The organism is Jatrophihabitans sp. YIM 134969, from assembly GCF_054456675.1.
The window spans coordinates 42,307-61,811 of the sequence record NZ_JBTJEQ010000005.1; the positions used below are offsets into that span (position 1 = coordinate 42,307).

At 71.8% G+C, this 19,505-nt stretch carries 16 protein-coding genes; 7 read left to right on the forward strand and 9 right to left on the reverse strand.

The window, feature by feature from the left end:
* Positions 1–16 precede the first annotated feature (16 nt).
* Positions 17–913 carry an NAD(+)/NADH kinase gene (locus ACXR2U_RS04405; protein WP_458823717.1) on the reverse strand — a complete coding sequence of 299 codons (897 nt, stop codon included), beginning with the start codon at positions 911–913 and terminating at the stop codon, positions 17–19.
* Entirely contained in the window at positions 910–1,932 is a 1,023-nt protein-coding gene (locus tag ACXR2U_RS04410) for an SPFH domain-containing protein (protein ID WP_458823718.1), read from the reverse strand. Before ACXR2U_RS04410 ends, ACXR2U_RS04405 begins: the two co-directional genes overlap by 4 nt.
* A gap of 102 nt (positions 1,933–2,034) precedes the next feature.
* Here ACXR2U_RS04410 and ACXR2U_RS04415 point away from each other — a divergent pair, with 102 nt between their 5' ends.
* From ACXR2U_RS04415 to ACXR2U_RS04425, 3 genes are read left to right on the forward strand one after another with little or no spacing between them, the layout of a single operon-like run.
* Positions 2,035–2,706 carry an NUDIX hydrolase gene (locus ACXR2U_RS04415; protein WP_458823719.1) on the forward strand — a complete coding sequence of 224 codons (672 nt, stop codon included), beginning with the start codon at positions 2,035–2,037 and terminating at the stop codon, positions 2,704–2,706.
* On the forward strand, positions 2,706–3,170 hold the full coding sequence (locus tag ACXR2U_RS04420; RefSeq protein WP_458823720.1) for a hypothetical protein: 465 nt from the start codon (positions 2,706–2,708) through the stop codon (positions 3,168–3,170). Before ACXR2U_RS04415 ends, ACXR2U_RS04420 begins: the two co-directional genes overlap by 1 nt.
* 53 nt (positions 3,171–3,223) lie before the next feature.
* Positions 3,224–3,733, forward strand: coding sequence for a MarR family winged helix-turn-helix transcriptional regulator (locus ACXR2U_RS04425; RefSeq protein WP_458823721.1), 510 nt, complete (start codon positions 3,224–3,226; stop codon positions 3,731–3,733).
* On the opposite strand, the gene ACXR2U_RS04430 is transcribed toward ACXR2U_RS04425, so the two are convergent.
* The gene (locus ACXR2U_RS04430; RefSeq protein ID WP_458823722.1) at positions 3,723–4,760 is read right to left on the reverse strand and encodes a S66 family peptidase; all 1,038 of its coding nucleotides are present in this window, start codon (positions 4,758–4,760) and stop codon (positions 3,723–3,725) included. The two genes, ACXR2U_RS04425 and ACXR2U_RS04430, sit on opposite strands and share 11 nt — an antisense overlap.
* A 49-nt stretch (positions 4,761–4,809) precedes the next feature.
* Between ACXR2U_RS04430 and ACXR2U_RS04435 the strand changes: the two genes are divergently transcribed.
* From ACXR2U_RS04435 to ACXR2U_RS04450, 4 genes are all read left to right on the forward strand, one after another.
* Positions 4,810–6,210 carry a serine hydrolase domain-containing protein gene (locus ACXR2U_RS04435; protein WP_458823723.1) on the forward strand — a complete coding sequence of 467 codons (1,401 nt, stop codon included), beginning with the start codon at positions 4,810–4,812 and terminating at the stop codon, positions 6,208–6,210.
* Positions 6,211–6,300: 90 nt separating this feature from the next.
* Entirely contained in the window at positions 6,301–8,112 is a 1,812-nt protein-coding gene (locus ACXR2U_RS04440) for a S53 family peptidase (RefSeq protein ID WP_458823724.1), read from the forward strand.
* 103 nt (positions 8,113–8,215) lie between these two features.
* The gene (locus ACXR2U_RS04445; protein WP_458823725.1) at positions 8,216–9,130 is read left to right on the forward strand and encodes a tetratricopeptide repeat protein; all 915 of its coding nucleotides are present in this window, start codon (positions 8,216–8,218) and stop codon (positions 9,128–9,130) included.
* 44 nt (positions 9,131–9,174) lie between these two features.
* Entirely contained in the window at positions 9,175–9,702 is a 528-nt protein-coding gene (locus ACXR2U_RS04450; RefSeq protein ID WP_458823726.1) for a hypothetical protein, read from the forward strand.
* Positions 9,703–9,711: 9 nt separating this feature from the next.
* On the opposite strand, the gene ACXR2U_RS04455 is transcribed toward ACXR2U_RS04450, so the two are convergent.
* From ACXR2U_RS04455 to ACXR2U_RS04480, 6 genes are all read right to left on the reverse strand, one after another.
* Complete coding sequence (locus ACXR2U_RS04455; RefSeq protein ID WP_458823812.1) at positions 9,712–10,338, reverse strand: transglycosylase family protein; 627 nt, start codon at positions 10,336–10,338, stop codon at positions 9,712–9,714.
* Positions 10,339–10,614: 276 nt separating this feature from the next.
* Positions 10,615–11,601 (reverse strand): pirin family protein, encoded by a 987-nt coding sequence (locus tag ACXR2U_RS04460; RefSeq protein WP_458823727.1) that lies wholly within the window; start codon positions 11,599–11,601, stop codon positions 10,615–10,617.
* A gap of 103 nt (positions 11,602–11,704) precedes the next feature.
* Positions 11,705–14,008, reverse strand: a complete 2,304-nt coding sequence (gene glgB, locus ACXR2U_RS04465) for a 1,4-alpha-glucan branching protein GlgB (protein WP_458823728.1) — start codon at positions 14,006–14,008, stop codon at positions 11,705–11,707.
* A gap of 8 nt (positions 14,009–14,016) precedes the next feature.
* Positions 14,017–15,537 carry a maltokinase N-terminal cap-like domain-containing protein gene (locus ACXR2U_RS04470; protein WP_458823729.1) on the reverse strand — a complete coding sequence of 507 codons (1,521 nt, stop codon included), beginning with the start codon at positions 15,535–15,537 and terminating at the stop codon, positions 14,017–14,019.
* A complete protein-coding gene (gene treS / locus ACXR2U_RS04475) occupies positions 15,534–17,393 on the reverse strand; it encodes a maltose alpha-D-glucosyltransferase (protein ID WP_458823730.1) in 1,860 nt (619 codons plus the stop codon). Before treS ends, ACXR2U_RS04470 begins: the two co-directional genes overlap by 4 nt.
* Before the next feature lie 88 nt (positions 17,394–17,481).
* The gene (locus tag ACXR2U_RS04480) at positions 17,482–19,479 is read right to left on the reverse strand and encodes an alpha-1,4-glucan--maltose-1-phosphate maltosyltransferase (protein ID WP_458823731.1); all 1,998 of its coding nucleotides are present in this window, start codon (positions 19,477–19,479) and stop codon (positions 17,482–17,484) included.
* Positions 19,480–19,505 lie beyond the last annotated feature (26 nt).

The window sequence follows — 19,505 nt, forward strand, 5'->3', positions numbered from 1 at the left end:
CACAGAATTCGGGGTTTCAGGGGCGGACGAGGGTGAGGGTGCGGGGGGAGACGTCGAGGCGGGCGCGCTGGCCCCGGAGCAGGTCGAGGTGGTCGGCCTCGACGCCGTCGCCGAACGCGACGAGGTGGTCGCTCTCGACCTGCAGGTCCAGCCCGCGGCCCTCGAGGACGCCCTCGGTGAGCGTGGTGCCGGTGGTGGGCGACGGCCAGGCCTCCCGGACGAACCACGCCAGGCGCTGCTCGGTCGGGGTCGGCAGCGCCAGCGTGCTGTGCCGCTCGCCCGCGGTCGACGCGCACCACCCCGTCGCGCCGGTACCCGAACCGACCAGCAACCCCGACGACGCCTGCCGTTCCTCCCGCCCGTCGACCGTGAGGCGGTAGCGGGCGGTCTGGTGCGAGGCGTGCCCGAGGTAGATCTCGTTCAGGGCGGTGAGCTCCTGGCCGTCGTCGGTGACGACCCGGACCATCGTGCGGTGCTCGATCCCGACCTCGTCGTGCACCGTTGCTTCGAGCAACGTTCGTAGCCGCGGCGAAGCGGGGGAGACGAGCGCGCCGACCCCCCGACCCGGTTGCGGGTCGATGCCGACGACCGGTTGCCCGGCGAGGTACTTGGCGACGTTCGCCACCACGCCGTCCGCGCCGACCGCGACGACGACGTCCCCGGGCGCGAACAGGAAACGTGCGAGGTCGGCCCGTTCCACCTCGCCGCGCCGCCACTCCACCGGGACCGCTGCCGACACCGCCTGCCGGGCGGCACGGTGCGCGGCGTCGTCGGCCTCGACGTCGGCGATGTCGCGGCCGCGCTGGGCGAGGTAGAACGCAGCCCCTCCGCGCGTGCCGTGCCGGGCCAGCAGGTCGGCGAGTTCGGTCCGCCGGTACACCACCACCGCGCGCGGAGCCAGGGTCGCGCTCACCGCCCGCCGCCGTCTCCCGGCGTGCCCACCGCGCCGAGCTTGGCCAGCACCGGCGCGAGCAGGTCGGGGGTGAGCACGAGGCTCTGGATCTTCGGCAGGTTCGCGGCCAGGTCCTGCAGGGCCAGCGCCACCAGCACGCCCTCCGGGATCTGCGCGTAGGCCTGCAGTTTCGCGGCCTCGGCCTCGGCTCGGGCGGCTCCGACCTCGCGGGTCGCCGTGGCCTGCCCCCGGGTGGCGAGCTCGGTCCGCTCGAGGGCGGCTCGGGCCTCGATGCCGGCGGCGGCCGCGGCCTCCTCGGCCTGCCGGCGGGCGTTGCCGCCGCGCTGGACGACCAGTTCCTCCTCGCGGCGCGCCAACAGGATCTGGTTCTGCATCTCGTTCTCGGCGATGGCGCGCTCGCGGTCGACCGCGACGGCGCGACGCCCGTAGGTCGCCTTGTCGGCGTCCTGCTGCACCTGCTCGCGCGCGGGGGTCTGCAGCGCCCGCTCGACCTCGGGTTCGGGGCGGACGGCCACCACCCGGGCGTCGACGAGGTGCAGGCCGGTCGCGTCGATCCGGGGATCGGCACGGAGGCCCCCGGCGACGGCCTCGCGCACCGCCGCGACCCCGCCGGCCAGGGCCGCGGCGAGCGGCATCCGGGCCAGCACCTCGAGGGCGTGCTGCTGCGCGCTCTCGGTCAGCAGCCCGGCGAGCGTCGACAACGGATCGGCCCGCCACCGGCCGGTCTCCGGATCGAGCCCGAAGTCGAGGCGGTCGGCGGCGAGCTCGGGCGCGTGGACGCGGTAGGTCACCGTGGCCTGCACGGTGACGTCCTGGAAGTCCAGCGTCCGCGCGTGGAAGAGCATCGGCAGTTCGCGGTCGTCGACCGGTACCTCCGAGAGCACGGCCGACAGGGGCCGGAACCAGAAGGACTGCTCGCGGCCCTCGTGGACCACCTGACCGCGGCGCGTGTGCCGGATCCAGGTCGTCGCGGTGGCACGCAGGTGACGGGTGAACGGGTACCGGCTGATGTCGGCCATCGGCTGGCCTTCCTCTCGTGGACGGCTGGAGAGCCGCCTCGCTTTGTCGTCGACTTGACGACAACTCAGACGCTACGCCGACCTCCTGCTATTGTCGTCACCATGACGCAAAGCGTGGTGACGCTCACCGTCGACGTCGTCGTGCTCACCGTGCGCGATGACGCGCTGCAGGTCCTGCTCGTGCGTCGAGGAGTCGAGCCCCACCGCGGGAAGTGGGCCCTGCCCGGCGGGTTCGTCCTGGTCGGTGAGGACCTCCCGGCCGCGGCCCGGCGGGAACTGCGGGAGGAGACCGGACTGCGGGCGCCCGCCCACCTCGAACAACTGCAGACTTACGGCACCCCGCGCCGCGATCCCCGCGGCCGGGTCGTGACCGTCGCCTACCTGGCCTTCGTGCCCGACCTGCCCGAGGCCGTCGCCGGGACCGACGCCGCGTCCGCCCGCTACACGCCGGTCGACGGGGTCCGGTCACTCGCGTTCGACCACACCCGGATCCTCGCCGACGGCATCGAGCGCGCGCGGGCCAAGCTCGAGTACACCCCGCTCGCGACGGCCTTCTGCGGGGAGACGTTCACGGTCGCCGAGCTGCGGCGCGTGTACGAGATCGTCTGGGGGCGACCGCTCGACCCCCGCAACTTCCACCGCAAGGTCACCGGCGCCGAGGGCTTCCTCGTCGCGACCGGGGAGACCACCACCCGTGAGGTGGGTCGACCGGCCGCGCTCTACCGTCGGGGGCCCGCCACCACCCTGCACCCACCACTGATCAGGAGTAGCTGATGACGTCCGGTCTGGATCCCGCCCAGCTCGCGATCGAGGGCCACGGTGCCGTCGAGGTCGACGAGGCGACCGACCTCCCGGTACGGGTCATGCTCGCCGGCCCCATCAAGCACTGGTGGGTGGAGTGGGAGAGCCCCCGCCACGTCGAGTACACCACCTGGCGCGACGCCGTCCGGGTCGCGCTCGTCAAGGACGGGTGCCTGGTGTACTCGCCGCACCGGGCGTGGCAGGGCGCGTGGCACGAGGCGGCGCAGTCGGTCAACGACGCCGCGATCGACATGGCCGACGTCATGATCGACCTGACGCCGCCCGGTGTCCCGGCCGACGGCACCGCGGCCGAGTGCGCCGAGGCCGAACGGGTCGGCACGCCGGTGGTCGCCGCGCCGCCCGGATCGGCCGACGACCTCGCGCACCTGCTCGAGCAGGTCGCCGAGTACCGCCCCGGCAACGACCAGGGCTTCTGACCCGACCGCTCGCGACGCGCGGCCGTTCCGCACCACCGCCTAGGGTTGTGACCATGCCGCTGTCGTTCGATCCCGTGGCCCGCGCGGGTGAGCTGTGGGAGCGGCACTGGCCGGGGGAGAAGCCCGAGGTCTACGACGCCATGCGCGCGGTCACCTCGATCATGCGGGCCCAGCAGGTGTTGCTCGCCGACCTCGACGGCGCGCTGCGGCCGTTCGGGCTGACCTTCTCCCGCTACGAGGCGCTGGTGCTGCTGACGTTCTCGCGCGACGGGGCGCTGTCGCTGTCGCGCATCGGCGAGCGGCTGCAGGTACACGCGACCTCGGTCACGAACGTCATCGACCGCCTCGAGGGTGCCGGCCTGGTGGTGCGCCGACCCAACCCGCAGGACGGTCGCGGGGTGCTCGCCACGATCACCGACGAGGGCCGGACCGTCGCGGAGCGGTCGACGGCCGTGCTCAACGAGCGGGTCTTCGGACTGCACGCCCTCGACGCCGACGACCTGCGCACGCTGTTCGCCCTGCTGCGCAAGCTGCGGGTCGACGCCGGCGACTTCAGCGGTTGACCACCGCCGCCTCCGGCAGCGTGACCGTGCGGGAGACCGGATCGAGCCGCACCGGCATCCCGAGCGGCAGGACGGTGTGCGGCACGGTGTGGCCCATGTCGAACCCCGCCACGATCGGCAGGTCCGGACGTCCGAACTCCCGGGCGACCGCTGCGGTCACCTCGTACTGGGCGAACGTGTCGCGCAGCGGGTAGTGCATCGGGCGCCCGACCACGACGGCGCCCAGCCGCTCGAACACACCCCCGCCCCCGATCGCCCGCAGGAAGTACTTCACCTGGTCGACCGACGGCGCCTCCTCGCTGGTCTCGAAGAACAGCACCGCGCCGTCGAACGACTCCGCGGCCGGCCACACGGGCGACGCGAGCGCCATCGCGAGCACCTCGAGGCAACCGCCGACCAGCGGACCCTCGACGACGGCGTCACCACCGAGCCACGTCCACCCACCGTTCGGGACGCGTCGGCGGGGACGTTGCAGCGACTCGTCGTGCCAGTCGAGGAACTCCTCGGTCCACTCCGGTGCAGGGTGCAACGGTCCGACCGGCTCCGTCGAGAACAGGGTCTGCCGCACCGACTGTTCGGTGTGCTCCCACAACCCGCCGTTCTCGTCGAAGCCGGCCAGGATGCCCGGACCGTAGAAACTGACGACGCCCGCGGCGCGCCAGGCCAGGTGCAGGATCGTCGGGTCGGAGTACCCCATGAGGACCTTGGGGTTCTCACGGATCAGCGTCAGGTCGAGGTGCGGGACGAGCCGCACGGCGTCGTCACCGCCGATGGCGCACACCAGCGCCGTCACCGACGGCTCGCCGAGCGCCCAGTGGACGTCGTCGGCCCGGGCCTCCGGGTGGTCGTGCAGGAAGGCGTTGTCACGCCCGGCGTTCGGTGCGAGCACGACCTCGACGTCGAACTTCGCCCGCAGTGCGGCCAGGCCGCGCCCGAAGCGGGGTGCGAAGACCTGGGTCAGACCGGCCGAGGGCGAGATGACGGCCACGGTGTCGCCCGGACGCAGGACCGGTGGTCGGATCGGCATTCCCCGAGCCTGACACGCCCGACAACCGGGTTCGTGTTGGATCGTCACCATGCCCCTGTTGCCCCCGACCATCGCTGCGTTGCAGCACCGCCTCGCCCGCGAGCAGGCCGAAGGTCGCGCGCCCGCGATCGTCGCGGGTGTCGTGCGCGACGGCACCCTCACCTGGTCCGACGGCCGCGGCACCACGGGTCTCGAGGGTTCCGGCCGGGCGGACGACCTCGGCTTCCGCATCGGCTCCATCACCAAGACCTTCACCGCCGCGCTGATCATGCAACTGCGCGACGAGGGGCGGCTCGCTCTCACCGACACCGTCGAGCAGCACCTGCCCGGCACGGCGGTCGGGGACCGCACGATCGCCGCCCTGCTCGCGCACACCGCGGGCCTCGCCGCCGAGACCACCCCGCCGTGGTGGGAACGGACCGACGGCACCCCCCGCTCGCTCGGGGACGTGCTGGGCGAGCGGGCGACGGTGTCGCGCGAGGGCGAGGCGTACCACTACTCCAACACCGGCTTCGGCGTGCTCGGCGAGATCGTCGGGGCCCTCACCGGTACGTCGTGGCGCGCCGCGCTGCAGGAGCACCTGTTGCAGCCGCTGGGGATGCGGCGCACCACCCTGCGCCCGGAGGTGCCGCACGCCCGCGGCCTCGCCGTCCACCCGTGGGCGGACCTCGTGCTCCCCGAACCCGAGCACGACGCGGGCGTCCTCGCCCCGGCCGGGCAGTTGTGGTCGACCCTCACCGACCTCGCGACCTGGGCGAGGGTGCTCGCGGGGGAACGGCCGGACGTCCTGGCCGCCGACACCGCCGCCGAGATGCGCGGGCTCGCGGCCGTCGGCGACGACCCGCACGGCTGGAACGGCGGCCACGGCCTCGGGCTGCAACTGCTCATGGACCCCGCCGGCAGCCGGGCCGGGAAGTCCCCGAGGCGGCTCGCCGGTCACACCGGTTCCATGCCCGGGTTCGTCGCCACACTCTGGGTCTCGCCCGACGACCGGCTGGCCGCGGTGGCGATGGCCAACGCGACCTCGGGCCCGAAGATCTCCCGGCTGGTCGCGGACCTGATCGACCTGGTCGCCGTGGCCGAACCGCGGCTGCCCGAGACGTGGGCGCCGCGTTCCGACGCCGACCCGCGGCTGCTCGCCGTGGCGGGCCCCTGGTACTGGGGACCGACCCCCTTCGCCGTCCGGATCCTCGCGGGTCGCGAGCTGGAGATCGTCGCGCTGCGCGGCGGCGGACGCGAGTCCCGCTTCCTCCCCACCGGCACCGACGACGTCTGGACCGGCCGTGAGGGCTACTACCGCCGGGAGACCCTCGAGGTGCTCCGCGACGCCGACGGCGTGCCGACCCACCTCGACCTCGGCTCGTTCGTCTTCACCCGTGAGCCGTACGACCCGAGCGCGCCGGTACCGGGCGGAGGGGTGGGACCGGAGGGCTGGACCGCGGCGACCTGACCCGGACCTCACCGCGATCAGGTTCCCGTCAGGGTTGCGGAAACTTCTGGTCGACTCGTCACCGGGCGCCGGGCGGCCCGTTGGGGTGGCATGCCGATCCCTCGCCCCGCCCTGACGGGCCTGCTGGTCACCGCAGTCGCCGTCGGTGGAGTGGCGGTCGTCGCGGCCCCGGCCTCGGCGTCCGTCCTGTCCACCGTGACCCAGAACGTGCTGCCGGGTCTCGCCAACGCCACGGACCTCGGCACCGTCGCCGCCTCGACGCCGCTGACCCTGACGATCACCCTGGCCCGGCCGGACGCCGCCGGGGAGCAGGCGCTGCTCACCGCCGAGCACACGCCGGGGTCGTCGGCGTACGGCACCTACCTGACGCCGGCACAGTTCGCCGCGCGGTTCGGGGTCCCGGCCGGTCGGCAGCAGGCGGTGCGCAGCTACCTCACGGGTGGTGGGCTCAGCGTCGACAGCACCTCGGTGGCGGGGGACATCGTCCGCGTCCACGGCACCACGGCTCGGATCGGATCGTTGTTCGCGACAACGTTCCATTCCTACGCCCTCGATGGCACCACGTTCGTCGCCAACACCTCCGCGCCGATCTCACCCGCATCGCTCGGCATCGTGAACATCAGCGGCCTGAACACGCTGCAGCACTACTCGACCCCGTCCAAGGCGACGCCGGCGCAGGACACCTGCGTCTCGACGACGTGCACGGGCCTCACCACCCCGCAGGACCTCTGGTCGGTCTACGACCAGCCGGCGGGGTACGCCGGCAAGGGGCAGCAGCTCGCCGTGTTCGGCGAGGGGCAGAGCGACCACGTCATCACCGAGCTGCGCACCTTCGAGCGGGCCCACGGCCTGCCGACGATCCCGGTCGCGGTCAAACACCCCGCGGGCGACACCGACTTCACCGACGACGCGGGTGCCGAGGAGTGGAACATCGACACCCAGGCGAGCAGCGGCATGGCGCCGAACGCCTCGAAGCTGACGCTGTACTTCGGCCACGACCTCTCCGACGCCGACGTCCAGGCGGTGTTCAGCCAGTTCACCGACGACGCCAACGGCCCGAAGCAGGCGTCGGCCAGCTACGGCGAGTGCGAGACGGTGCCGGTCGTGAGTCCGATCGCGGGCATCCCCCTGCTCAACCCGTCGCTGCCGGTCGGGCAGGGACTGGGCAACAACAGCGATTACACCCTCGGCCAGATCACCCGCCAGACCGCCCTCGAGGGCAAGACGGTGTTCGTCTCGACCGGCGACACCGGGTCGTCGTGCCCGGTCGCGTTCGCCGCGGTCATCGGTGCCGGCAACGGCGTCCTCAACCAGGGCGTGCCGATCACCAACTCGCCGGCGTCGTTGCCGTACGTGACCGCGGTCGGTGGCACCGTGCTGTACACCGACGGTGCCGGAGCGCGGAGCCGGGAGTACGGCTGGGCGTTCTCCGGCGGCGGTTCGACCCTGTTCACCCCGGCTCCGGACTACCAGCGCGGGACCCAGGGCCTCTACGTCTCCTGCCTCACCGACCCGACCCAGGTGTGCCGCGGGATCGCCGACGTCGCCGCCCAGTCCGGGGACGTCGTGGGCAACGGCTACGCCATCCAGACGGCGTCGGGTCCGAGCGCCGGTGGCGGGACGTCGCTGTCAGCGCCGCTCTGGCAGGGCATGTGGGCCCGGGTCCAGGGCGCGAAGGGTGCAGCGGGCAACGGTTTCGCCAACTATGCGCTGTACCGCCTGGGCAAGAACCCGACGACGTACGCCCGGGACTTCTTCGACGTCAGCTCGACCGACCCCACCACCGGGCTGCCGGCCTCGAACGGCGCGTACGTCACCCAGCCGGGCTGGGACTACGTGACCGGCTTCGGCACTCCGAGGATCGCAGCGATCACCTGCGACCTGACCCGCAAGGCCTGCTGACGGCGAACGCGACGCGGTGGCGGGGCCCCGGGCTGGAACAATGGACGACATGCGTCCCGGAGCTCCGTCCCCGTCCGGCCGCGGCGCGGCCCCCAGTTCGGCCATGACCGCCGCGATGTCCGGCGCCGTCGACCTCGCCGCCGTCAAGGCCCGGTCCGAGGCCCAGGCCCGTGCGGCCTCGGCACCGCCACCCACCGCGGCGGCGAGCGTCATCGACGTCAGCGAGGCGACCTTCCAGGCCGAGGTGCTCGACCGTTCCTTCCAGGTGCCGGTGCTGCTCGACCTCTGGGCCGACTGGTGCGAGCCGTGCAAGCAGCTCTCGCCCGCGCTGGAGAAGCTCGCGCACGAGGGCAACGGCTCGTGGGTGTTGGCCAAGATCGACGTCGACGCGAACCCGCGGATCGCCCAGTCGCTGCAGGTGCAGTCGATCCCGACCGTGTTCGCCGTCATCGGCGGCCAGCTCGTCCCCGGCTTCCAGGGCGCGCTGCCCGAGGCGCAGCTGCGCGAGTTCGTGGCCGCGGTGCTGCAGGCGGGGGAGCAGCAGGGGCTGACCGGTCCGGGCGCTGCGCCCGAGGGTGAGCAGCCCGAGGTACCTGCCGGCCCGCCCGCCGATCCCCGCTTCGACGCGGCCGAGCAGGCGCTGCAGGACGGCGACTACGACCTCGCGATCAGCCGCTACCAGGCGATCCTCGACGCCGAACCCGCGAACGCCGAGGCCAAGGACGCCATCGCCCAGGTCCGGGTCATGAGCCGCCTGGCGACGCTCCCGCCGGACGCCGTGGCCCGCGCCGCCGCCGACCCCACCGACGTCGAGGCCGTCCTCGGTGCCGCCGACACCCACCTGGCCGCGGCCAAGGTCGACGACGCCCTGAACACCCTGCTCGACGCCTTCGCCCGGTTGTCCGGCGACGAGCGCGACGCCGTCCGGGCGCGGCTGGTCGAGTACTTCGAGATCCTCGGCCCCGACGACCCCCGCGTGGGGCCGGCGCGCCGTCGCCTCGCCGCCGCCCTGTTCTGACCGCTGCGCCGTCCCCGCCGCCGCAGACCTGAGCGCCGCACCCGGTGACCGAGAGCTGGCACGACTTCGCGGTCATGGTCGGCGGCGCGAGTGCAGCCCTGACCGGGCTGTTGTTCGTCGGTGTCTCGCTCAACCGTGACGTGATCGGGCGTCACCCGTCCCTGCTCGCCGCGGCGGCCCAGACGCTCACGCTGTTCACGCTGCCGCTGGTCCTCTGCGTGCTGGTGCTGGTCCCGGGTCAACCGTCGTGGGCGCTCGGCACCGAACTGCTCGGGGCGGCCGTGCTCACCGGGGTGGTCCTGCTCGTCAACGACCGCCGCAAGCAGCGCGAGGTCGCGCACCGGCACCACCGGCCGGTAGCGGACCGGCACGCCGACTCGGTGGCCTGGCGGCTGGTCGACCGTCGGACCCCCAACGTCACCACCACCGCGCTGACGGCGGTCGCGGGCGTCACCGTCATCGCGGGAGCGGGCGGTGGGCTCGCGTGGTTGGTCCCGGCCGTCCTCGCCGCGCTGGTCGGCGGGGTGGTCAACGCGTGGAGTTTCCTCGTCGCGCCGCCGGTCCAGGGCTGAGCGGCGCGGTCAGTACCGGCCGTTCCAGGCGAGCTTCCAGGTGACCGGGCCGAGCAGGCCGGTCTGGGCGATGCCGTTGGCCGCCTGCAACCGCTTGACGACGGCCAGGGTGTTCGGGCCGAACTGGCCGGTCCCGGTGAGCGGCGCGCCGCGTGTGGCCATCTGCCGCTGGAACGTGGCGATGCCGGCCGTGCGGTCGCCGTAGGAGTAGTACACGCCGGGCCAGGCCGGTGCGGTGGAGCTCGCCGGCGGGCGGGGCGGGGTCGTCGGCGTGCCCGGCGTGCCGGGGATCGTCACCGGGCGGCCGGAGCGGGCGTCGCCGTCCTCACGCAGGCCGAGGATGCGGGCGCACGTCCACGGCTGCCAGCCCCGGTTGCGGTAGAGCTGCAACGCGCGGGCGTCCTGCTCGGCGGCCGAGGCCTGGTTCGGGTACCCGGAGCCGCCGACACTGCGCCAGGTGGCGAGGTCGAACTGGTAGGCGCCGTAGTAGCCGTTGCCGGTGTTGATCCGGTAGTTGTTGCTCGACTCGCACATCCGCAGCCGGTACCAGGAATCGGCCGACGGGTCGGCGTTGGCCGCCGCCGGACCCAGCAGGGTGGCGCCGAGGAGGGTTGCTGCCAGCGCGAGGACGACCATCGGCCCGCGACGACGACGACGGGGGGCGTCGTCGGCCGGGGCCTCGGGCGTGGCCGCCCAGGCGTCGAAGTCGGAGGCGAAGAAGCCGGGGGACGCGTGGGGGCGCGGATCGGTCACGGGGTCACCGTACGGGCTGGTCCCACGAGTCACAACCGCACCAGCGGACCCTTCAGCATCACGCACCCCGCCCGCGATCCGGTGCCGACACGCCGGGAAGGCGCGAATTCTGTGTGGTCCTGCGGCCTCAGGCCGCAGGACCACACAGGATTCGGGGGTTCAGCGCCCGGTGTGGGGCATGAGGGCGCCCTCGGGGATGACCCCGAGGCGCCCGGCCTGGTAGTCCTCGACGGCCTCGATGAGCTGCTGCCGCGTGTTCATGACGAACGGGCCGTACTGCACGACCGGCTCGCGGATCGGCTCCCCGCCGAGCAGCAGGACCTCGAGCGCGTGGTGACGCGACTCCTGGCTGCTGTCCGCGGTGAGCGTGATGCGGTCGCCCGCGCCGAACACCGCCAACTGCTGACCGCGGATGGCCGACGCCTGCGGACCGACGGTGCCGGAGCCGGACAGCACGTAGGCGAGACCGTTGAACTCCGCGGGCCACGGCAGTGAGAGCGAGGCGCCGGGGGAGATCGACGCGTGCACCATGGTGATCGGCGTCTGGGTCGAGCCCGGACCGCGCACCGGGGTGCCGTCGGCCGTCGGGAGTTCACCGGCGATGACGCGCAGCAACGCGCCGCCGTCAGCGCTCGCGGCCAACGCGACCTGACCCGGCTCGAGGTTCTGGTAGGCGGGCTCGATGAACTTGCGGGCGGCCGGGAGGTTCACCCACAACTGCACGCCGTGGAACAACCCGCCGGACATCACGAGGTCCTCGGGGGGCGTCTCGATGTGCAGGATGCCGCCGCCGGCCGTCATCCACTGGGTGGCGCCGTTCGAGATGACCCCGCCACCACCGTGGGAGTCCTGGTGCAGGAACGTCCCCTCCATGATGTAGGTGACGGTCTCGAAACCGCGGTGCGGGTGCCACGACGTCCCCTTGGGCTCGCCCGGCGCGTAGTCCACCTCGCCCATCTCGTCCATCATGATGAACGGGTCGAGGGCGCCGGCGGGCACGCCCGCCATGGTCCGGACGACCGGGAAACCCTCGCCCTCGTAGCCACGCGGACCGGACGTGATCGAGCGGACCGGTCGGTCGGTGTCGCCGAGCGACGCGCCGGGCACGCGGGGCAGGGTGACGGTGTCGGCGGTGACGGCAGGCATGACGCGGCTCCTCGGATCGGCGAACGCAAGATGGTCAAGCGTTCAACTATCGCTCTGAACCCAGGTTACCGGTCCGATGTTCCCGCGTGCTGTGCGACGTGCCTCAGCCCGCGTGACGCAGGATGACCGCACCCAGCGGGGGCACCCGGACGAGCGCCGACGCGGGCTGGCCGTGCCACGACTCGTCGGACGCCTGCACGCGGCCGAAGTTGCCCACCCCGGAGCCGAAGTAGGCCTCGGCGTCGGTGTTGATGACCTCGTCCCACGCACCCGCCTTCGGCAGCCCGAGCCGGTACGCCTCGTGCGGCACGGGCGAGAAGTTCGCCACGCACGCCACGACCGAGCCGTCGGTGCCGTACCGGAGGAACGAGAACGTGTTGCCCGAGGCGTCGTTGGCGTCGATCCACGCGAAGCCCGCCGGGTCGATGTCCTGACTCCAGAACGCGTTGGTGTCCTTGTAGACCCGGTTGAGGTCGCTGATCAACCGTTGCACGCCGCGGTGGTCGGGGGCGTCGAGCAGCCACCAGTCCAGCGAGCGGGACTCGCTCCACTCCGCGCCCTGCCCGAACTCCTGACCCATGAACAGCAGCTGCTTGCCGGGGAACGCCCACATGTAGGCGTACAGCGCGCGCAGTGTCGCCATCTGCTGCCAGCGGTCGCCCGGGATCTTGTTGAGCAGCGAACCCTTGCCGTGCACGACCTCGTCGTGGCTGATCGGCAGGACGAAGTTCTCCGAGTAGGCGTAGACCATCGAGAAGGTCATCTCGCCGTGGTGGTACTGCCGGTAGACCGGCTCCTTGGAGATGTAGTCCAGCGTGTCGTGCATCCAGCCCATGTTCCACTTGAAACCGAACCCGAGGCCGCCGAGGTGGGTGGGACGCGAAACCCCCGGCCACGACGTGGATTCCTCCGCGATGGTGACCACGCCGGGCACCCGCTTGTAGACGGTCGCGTTCATCTCCTGCAGGAACGCGACGGCGTCGAGGTTCTCGCGGCCGCCGTAGATGTTCGGCAGCCACTCGCCCTCCTTGCGGGAGTAGTCGAGGTAGAGCATCGAGGCGACGGCGTCGACCCGCAGCCCGTCGATGTGGAACTTCTCGCACCAGTACAGGGCGTTGGCGACGAGGAAGTTGCGCACCTCGGTGCGGCCGAAGTCGAAGACGTACGTGCCCCAGTCCGGCTGCTCGCCGCGGCGCGGGTCCGCGTGCTCGTAGAGGGGCGTGCCGTCGAAGCGGGCGAGGGCGAACTCGTCCTTCGGGAAGTGCGCCGGCACCCAGTCGACGATGACGCCGTACCCGTTCTGGTGCAGGGTGTCGACGAGGTACCGGAAGTCGTCGGGGGAGCCGAAGCGCGAGCTCGGCGCGTAGTACGACGACACCTGGTAGCCCCACGACCCGCCGAACGGGTGCTCCGACACCGGCAGGAACTCGACGTGCGTGAAGCCGGTCTCGTCCAGGTAGGCGACCAGCTCGTCGGCCAGTTCGCGGTACGAGAGCCCCTGGCGCCACGACCCGAGGTGCACCTCGTAGACGCTCATCGGCGAGGCGTGCCACGGCTTGTCGACCCGGGTGGTCATCCACTCCGAGTCGCCCCACCGGTGGTGGTCGGTGGCGACGACCGAGGCGGTGGCGGGCGGGACCTCGGTGGCGAACGCCATCGGGTCGGCCTTCTCGCGCCACACGCTGTCGGCACCGAGGATCTCGTACTTGTAGTGGGCCCCCTCGCCGATGCCGGGGACGAACAACTCCCAGACGCCCGTCGAGCCCAGCGACCGCATCGGGAGCGCGGCGCCGTTCCACCAGTTGAAGTCGCCCGCGACCCGGACGCCGCGGGCGCTGGGCGCCCACACCGCGAAGGTCACGCCGGTGACCGACGCCTCGACGCCGCCGGGGGTCTCGTAGGTGCGCACGTGCGCGCCCAGGACCTCCCAGAGGTTCTCGTGCCGGCCCTCGCCGATGAGGTAGGTGTCCATCTCGCCGAGCGAGGGCAGCCACCGGTAGGGGTCGTCGACCGTGAACGTGTCGCCGTTCTCGTAGCTGACCGACAACCGGTAGTCGCGTGGGTCGCCGGGGACGACGACACCCCAGACGCCGGACGGGTGCACCTGCTCCATGGCGACGGGCTCACCGTCGAGGACCACCGACACCGCGGTGGCGTTCGGACGCAACGCGCGGATCACCGTGTGGCCGTCGCCGGTGGCGTGCGGCCCGAGCAGCGCGTGCGGGTTGTGGTGGGCGCCGCCCACGAGCAGGTCGAGCGAGTGGGGGTCGGCGCCGGGCGTCGCGGGCACGACGGCCGCGGGCGTCGCGGTCGGTTCCGGCGACGCGGCCTTCGCCGCCGCCTTGCCGCCGCCCTTCTCGGACTTGTCGGCCTTCTTCTTCGAGGACTTGCCGTCCTTGTCGCTCATGGTGGTTCCTACCCCTCCGGGGTGTCGGTGGTCGCGGCGTCGGCGATGCGCCCGAGCGACGCGAGCGGGATACCCAGCCAGCTGGGCCGGTTGCGGGCCTCGTAGACCGCTTCGTACACGGCCTTGTCGGCCTCGAGGGCGCGCAGCAGCACCGCCTGGTCGCGGGGGTCGAACCCGGCGACCTCGGAGTAACCGTTGCAGAAGGCATCACGGTTGCGCACGGCCCACTCGGTCGAGCGGTACTCGGTCTGGGGCGTGCTGCCGACGTCGACGATCATGTGGCGTGCCACGTAGTCGAACGAGCGCAGCATGCCCGCGACGTCGCGCAGCGCGGAGTCGTACGCACGGCGGCTGGCGATGTTCTTGGCGGGCTCGCCCTCGAAGTCGAGCACCACCCACCGCCGCGCGGTGCGCAGGCACTGCCCCAGGTGCAGGTCGCCGTGCACCCGTTGCCCGAGCACCGGTTCCGGCAGGGACCCGAGGGCCGCGAACGCCTCCCGCAGGCCGGCCTCGAGCTGCGCGAGCTGCGGGACCACGGTGACGGCGACATCGAGACGCGCCGCCATGTCCCGGCCCCGCGCCGCGAGGTCCTCGGAGGTCAGCTCGGCGGTGCCGAACGCCTGGGCCAGTTCGGCGTGCACCGCGGCCGTGGCGGCCCCGAGCCGTTCGGCCTCGCCGGCGAAGTCGCCGCCCGCCTCGTCGGCGTGCAGGTCGGCCTCGGCCAACAGGTCGCGGACGCTGATCTTGGCGAGCTCCCAGCCGTCGGTCGCGGTGGTCATGAACTCCTGGACCATCGCGAGCGACGTCGGCTCCGCGTCCGGCCCCTGCCCACCGTCGGCCTCCGTCAGGAACACGCCGTCGGCCGCCACCGATCCCAGCAGGGTGGCGATGTTCGACCCGCCGAGCTTCGAGAGCGCCGCGTGGACCTCGATGTCGGGGTTGATCCCCGGCTGCAGCCGGCGGAACACCTTCATGATCGCGGTGTCGCCGTAGACCAGCGAGGTGTTCGACTGCTCGCCGCCCAGCACGAGCGACGTGGAGTCGACGGGGACGGCGTCGGGCTCGACGATGCGGTCGAAGTGCAACGGTCCGGAGCTCGCGCCGTCGGTCCCGGCGAGCCGGATCCCGGCGAGCCAGCGGCCGGTCACGTACTTGTCGTGCAGGCCGTCGTAGACGAACACCGGCGAACCCTCGCGGTCGATCACGCCGATGAGCGCGTGGTCGAGGGGTTCGATGCGTTCGCCGTACGCCGAGACCGGGACCTGGTACAGGTCGGTCGAACCGTCGTCGCCGTAGAGGATCTCGGCGACCCAGATGCCCAGTGGTGCCCCGCTGTCGCGTTCGTCGGCGAGATCGCCCTTGACCAGCCCCCCGACACGGCGGGCGCCGATGGTGACGGGCCGACCCTTGCCGCCGAACCACCGCTGCCGCGGGATCCACTCGGCGAAGCGGTCGGCGAGTTGCGGTGCGGGGTCCCAGCCCTGGTCGCCGGACGGAACGGAATGGCGTGCGGTGTGGCCTTCGGTCACTGTGACTCCTCCTGCCCGTGGGGCGAGCCGTCGGCGTCGGTCTCGGCCGCAGCCTCCCTCGTCATCGCGGCTTCGACCTGGGCCAGGTCCTCGGTACCCGGGTAGCCCGCGAGCGAACTGGACACCGTCGGCATCATGTCGTCGGGCGGGGCCACCTTCGGGATGCGCAGCCAGTAGAAGCCGTACCCCGCGAGCGTGAGCAGGTACGGCAGCTCACCGATCGCCGGGAAACGGCTGCCACCGATGAGCTCGATCGGTTCCGCACCCCGCCACGGCCGCAGGTCGAGTTCGACCGGCTGGGCGAAGCGGGACAGGTTGTTGACGCACAGCACGATGTCGTCACCGAACTCGCGCACGAACGACAGCACCGACGGGTTGGACCCCCCGATGTCGGTGAACGTGCCCATCCCGAACGCGGGATTGGCCTTGCGGACCTGCAGCATGCGGCGGGTCCAGTGCAGCAGCGAGGACGTGTTGCGGGTCTGGCTCTCGACGTTCGTGACCTGGTGGCCGTAGACCGAGTCCATGTTGACCGGCAGGTACAGCCGCTGCGGGTCGGTGGTCGAGAAACCCGCGTTGCGGTCAGGGGTCCACTGCATCGGCGTGCGGACACCGTCGCGGTCGCCCAGCCAGATGTTGTCGCCCATCCCGATCTCGTCGCCGTAGTAGAGCACCGGCGAGCCGGGCAGCGAGAACAGCAGCGCGTTGAACAGCTCGATCTGGTCGAGGTTGTTGTCCAGCAGCGGCGCGAGGCGCCGGCGGATGCCGATGTTGGCCTTCATGCGGGGGTCCTTGGCGTACTCGCCCCACATGTAGTCGCGTTCCTCGTCGCTGACCATCTCGAGCGTGAGCTCGTCGTGGTTGCGCAGGAAGATGCCCCACTGGCAGTTCGCCGGGATCGCCGGGGTCTGGGCCAGGATCTCCGAGATCGGGTACCGCGACTCCCGCCGGACGGCCATGAAGATGCGCGGCATCACCGGGAAGTGGAACGCCATGTGGCACTCGTCGCCGCCCACCGAGGGGTCGCCGAAGTAGTCGACGACATCGGCCGGCCACTGGTTGGCCTCGCACAGCAGGATGCGGTCGGGGTAGGCGGCGTCGACCTCCTTGCGCACCCGCTTCAGGAAGTCGTGGGTCTCCGGGAGGTTCTCGCCGTTGGTGCCGTCACGGACGTAGAGGTACGGCACGGCGTCGAGGCGGAAGCCGTCGATGCCCATGTCGAGCCAGAACCGCAGCGCCTCGAGGATGTCGTCCTGCAGGTTCGGGTTGTCGAAGTTGAGGTCGGGCTGGTGGCTGAAGAACCGGTGCCAGAAGTACTGCTTGCGCACCGGGTCGAAGGTCCAGTTCGACGGTTCGGTGTCGACGAAGATGACACGGGCGTCGGGGTAGCGGTCGTCGGTGTCGGACCAGACGTAGTAGTCGCCGTAGGGGCCGTCGGGATCGTTGCGTGAGGCCTGGAACCACGGGTGCTGGTCCGAGGTGTGGTTCATGACGAAGTCGACGATGACCCGGATGCCGCGGGCGTGGGCGGCGTCGAGGAAGCGTTGGAAGTCCTCGATGCTGCCGAACTCCGGCAGCACCCCGGTGTAGTCGGAGATGTCGTAGCCGCCGTCGCGCAGCGGCGAGGTGTAGAACGGCGGCAGCCACACGCAGTCGACCCCGAGCCAGCTCAGGTAGTCCAGCCGCTCGGTGAGGCCGCGCAGGTCACCGGTGCCGTCGCCGTTGGAGTCCTGGAACCCGCGCACCAGGACCTCGTAGAAGACCGCCCGCTTGAACCACTCGGGGTCGCGCGGGGCCGGAGCGGCGCCCGAGTCCCCGGCGGGGTCGGTGGTACCGGTCGGGACGGTCTGGGTCACGGAGGTCCTTTCCTGTCACGCGGATCGTGTGGCGCTCACCCGTCGGAGGAGCCCCGGTGGATCGACTGCACTGCCGACGTGCCCGCGTTCAACGCGGGTTCGTCACCACGAGGACGTGCGCGGGGTGCCAGTACGGGTCGAGCCGGACGTAGTCGTACTGACCCCAGCTGAAGCGGTCACCGTTCAGGGCGTCCACCACCTCGAAGCGGTCGTTCCAGTCGTACCCGAGTTCGGCCATGTCGAGCGTGATCGTCGCCTCGCGCACGTTCGACGGGTCGGTGTTGACCACGACGATGACGGTGTCGACACGGCCGTCGTCCTGCACGAGTCGCTTGCTGTACACCAGCACGGCGTCGTTGTCGGACTCGTGGAAGCGCAGGTTGGCCAGGTACTGCAAGGCCGGGTGCTCACGGCGGATCCGGTTGAGATCACGCAGCAGCGGTGCGAGCGAACGGCCGTCGGCCATGGCGCCGACCAGGTCGCGCGGCCGGAGCTGGAACTTCTCGCTGTCGAGGTACTCCTCGCGGCCCGGGGCGAGCGGCAGGTGCTCGTACACCTCGTAGCCGGAGTAGATGCCGTAGGTCGGCGCGAGCGTGGCGGCGAGGATCGCCCGGATCGCGAAACCCGCCGGCCCCGAGGTCTGCAGGTAGAACGGCAGGATGTCCGGCGTGACGGGGAAGAAGTTCGGCCGCATGTAGTGCGAGGCGGCGACCAGCTCCTCGAGGTACTCCCGCAGCTCGGGCACGGTGTTGCGCCAGGTGAAGTAGGTGTAGCTCTGCGTGTACCCGAGCTTGGCGAGCTCGTGCATCATCGGCGGCCGCGTGAACGCCTCGGCCAGGAAGAGGACGTCCGGGTGGTCCTTCTTCACCGACTCGATGTGGCGCTGCCAGAAGTTCAGCGGCTTGGTGTGCGGGTTGTCGACCCGGAAGATCTTGACGCCGCAGTCGATCCAGACCTGGATCGCCGCCCGGAACGCCTCGTCGATGCCCTTGGGGTCGTTGTCGAAGTTGAAGTTGTAGATGTCCTGGTACTTCTTCGGCGGGTTCTCGGCGTAGGCGATCGTGCCGTCGGGCTTGGTGGTGAACCAGTCCGGGTGCTCGGTGACCCACGGGTGGTCGGGCGCGGCGGACAGCGCCCAGTCGAGCGCGACCTCCATGCCCAGCTCGTGGGCGCGGTCGACGACCGCCTTGAAGTCCTCGATGGTGCCGAGCTCGGGGTGCACGGCCTCGTGGCCGCCGTGCCGGCTGCCGATCGCCCACGGGGAGCCGACGTCCCACGACTGCGCGACCAGGGTGTTGTTCGGGCCCTTGCGGTTGACCTCGCCGATCGGGTGGATGGGCGGGAAGTACACGACGTCGAAACCGAGGTCCGCGACGTAGTCGAGGTGACCGAGGACGTCGCGGAAGGTGCCGTGCCGGGCGGGTTTCGCCGGCGCGAGGGGATCGCCCGCCAACTCGGCGCCGACCGACCGCGGGAACAGCTCGTACCAGGAGCCGTAGAGGGCGCGGGGCCGGTCGACCCACAGCTTGTGGGCGGCCGAGCGGGTGACGTGTTCGCGCACCGGGAAGTCGCGGATGAGGGCGAGGGTCGCCGGGTCCTCGAGCGCGGGGGCGACCCGGTGAGCGAGGTCGAGCGAGGTGTCCCGCAGGGTGGCCGCGACCGCCAGCACCGTCGGGCGCTCACCCTTGGCGACCTGCTTGCCGAGGCGCTCGAACAGGCGGGCGCCCTCCTCGAGGTCGTTGGCGAGGTCCTCGGCGCCCTGTCCCGCCTCGATCTTGACCGCGACGGCGTGCTCCCACGTGGAGAACGGGTCGGCCCAGGCCTCGACGGTGAACGTCCACATCCCGGGGGCGTCGGGCACGAACACCGTGCCGAACCGGTCCAGCCCGGGGTTGGTGGAGGTCATCCGCAGGAACGGGATCCGACGGCCGTCCGGAGCCCGGAGTGCGACCGACGCCCCGATGGCGTCGTGGCCCTCGCGGAAGGCCGTGGCCTGCAGCGGTACCTGTTCCCCGACGACCGCGCGGGCGGAGTAGCCGCCTTCGACGGTGGGGCTGACTTGGGTGAGGCCGAGGCGTCCTACCACCCGTCCGACCCTAGCGAAGCCGCCGT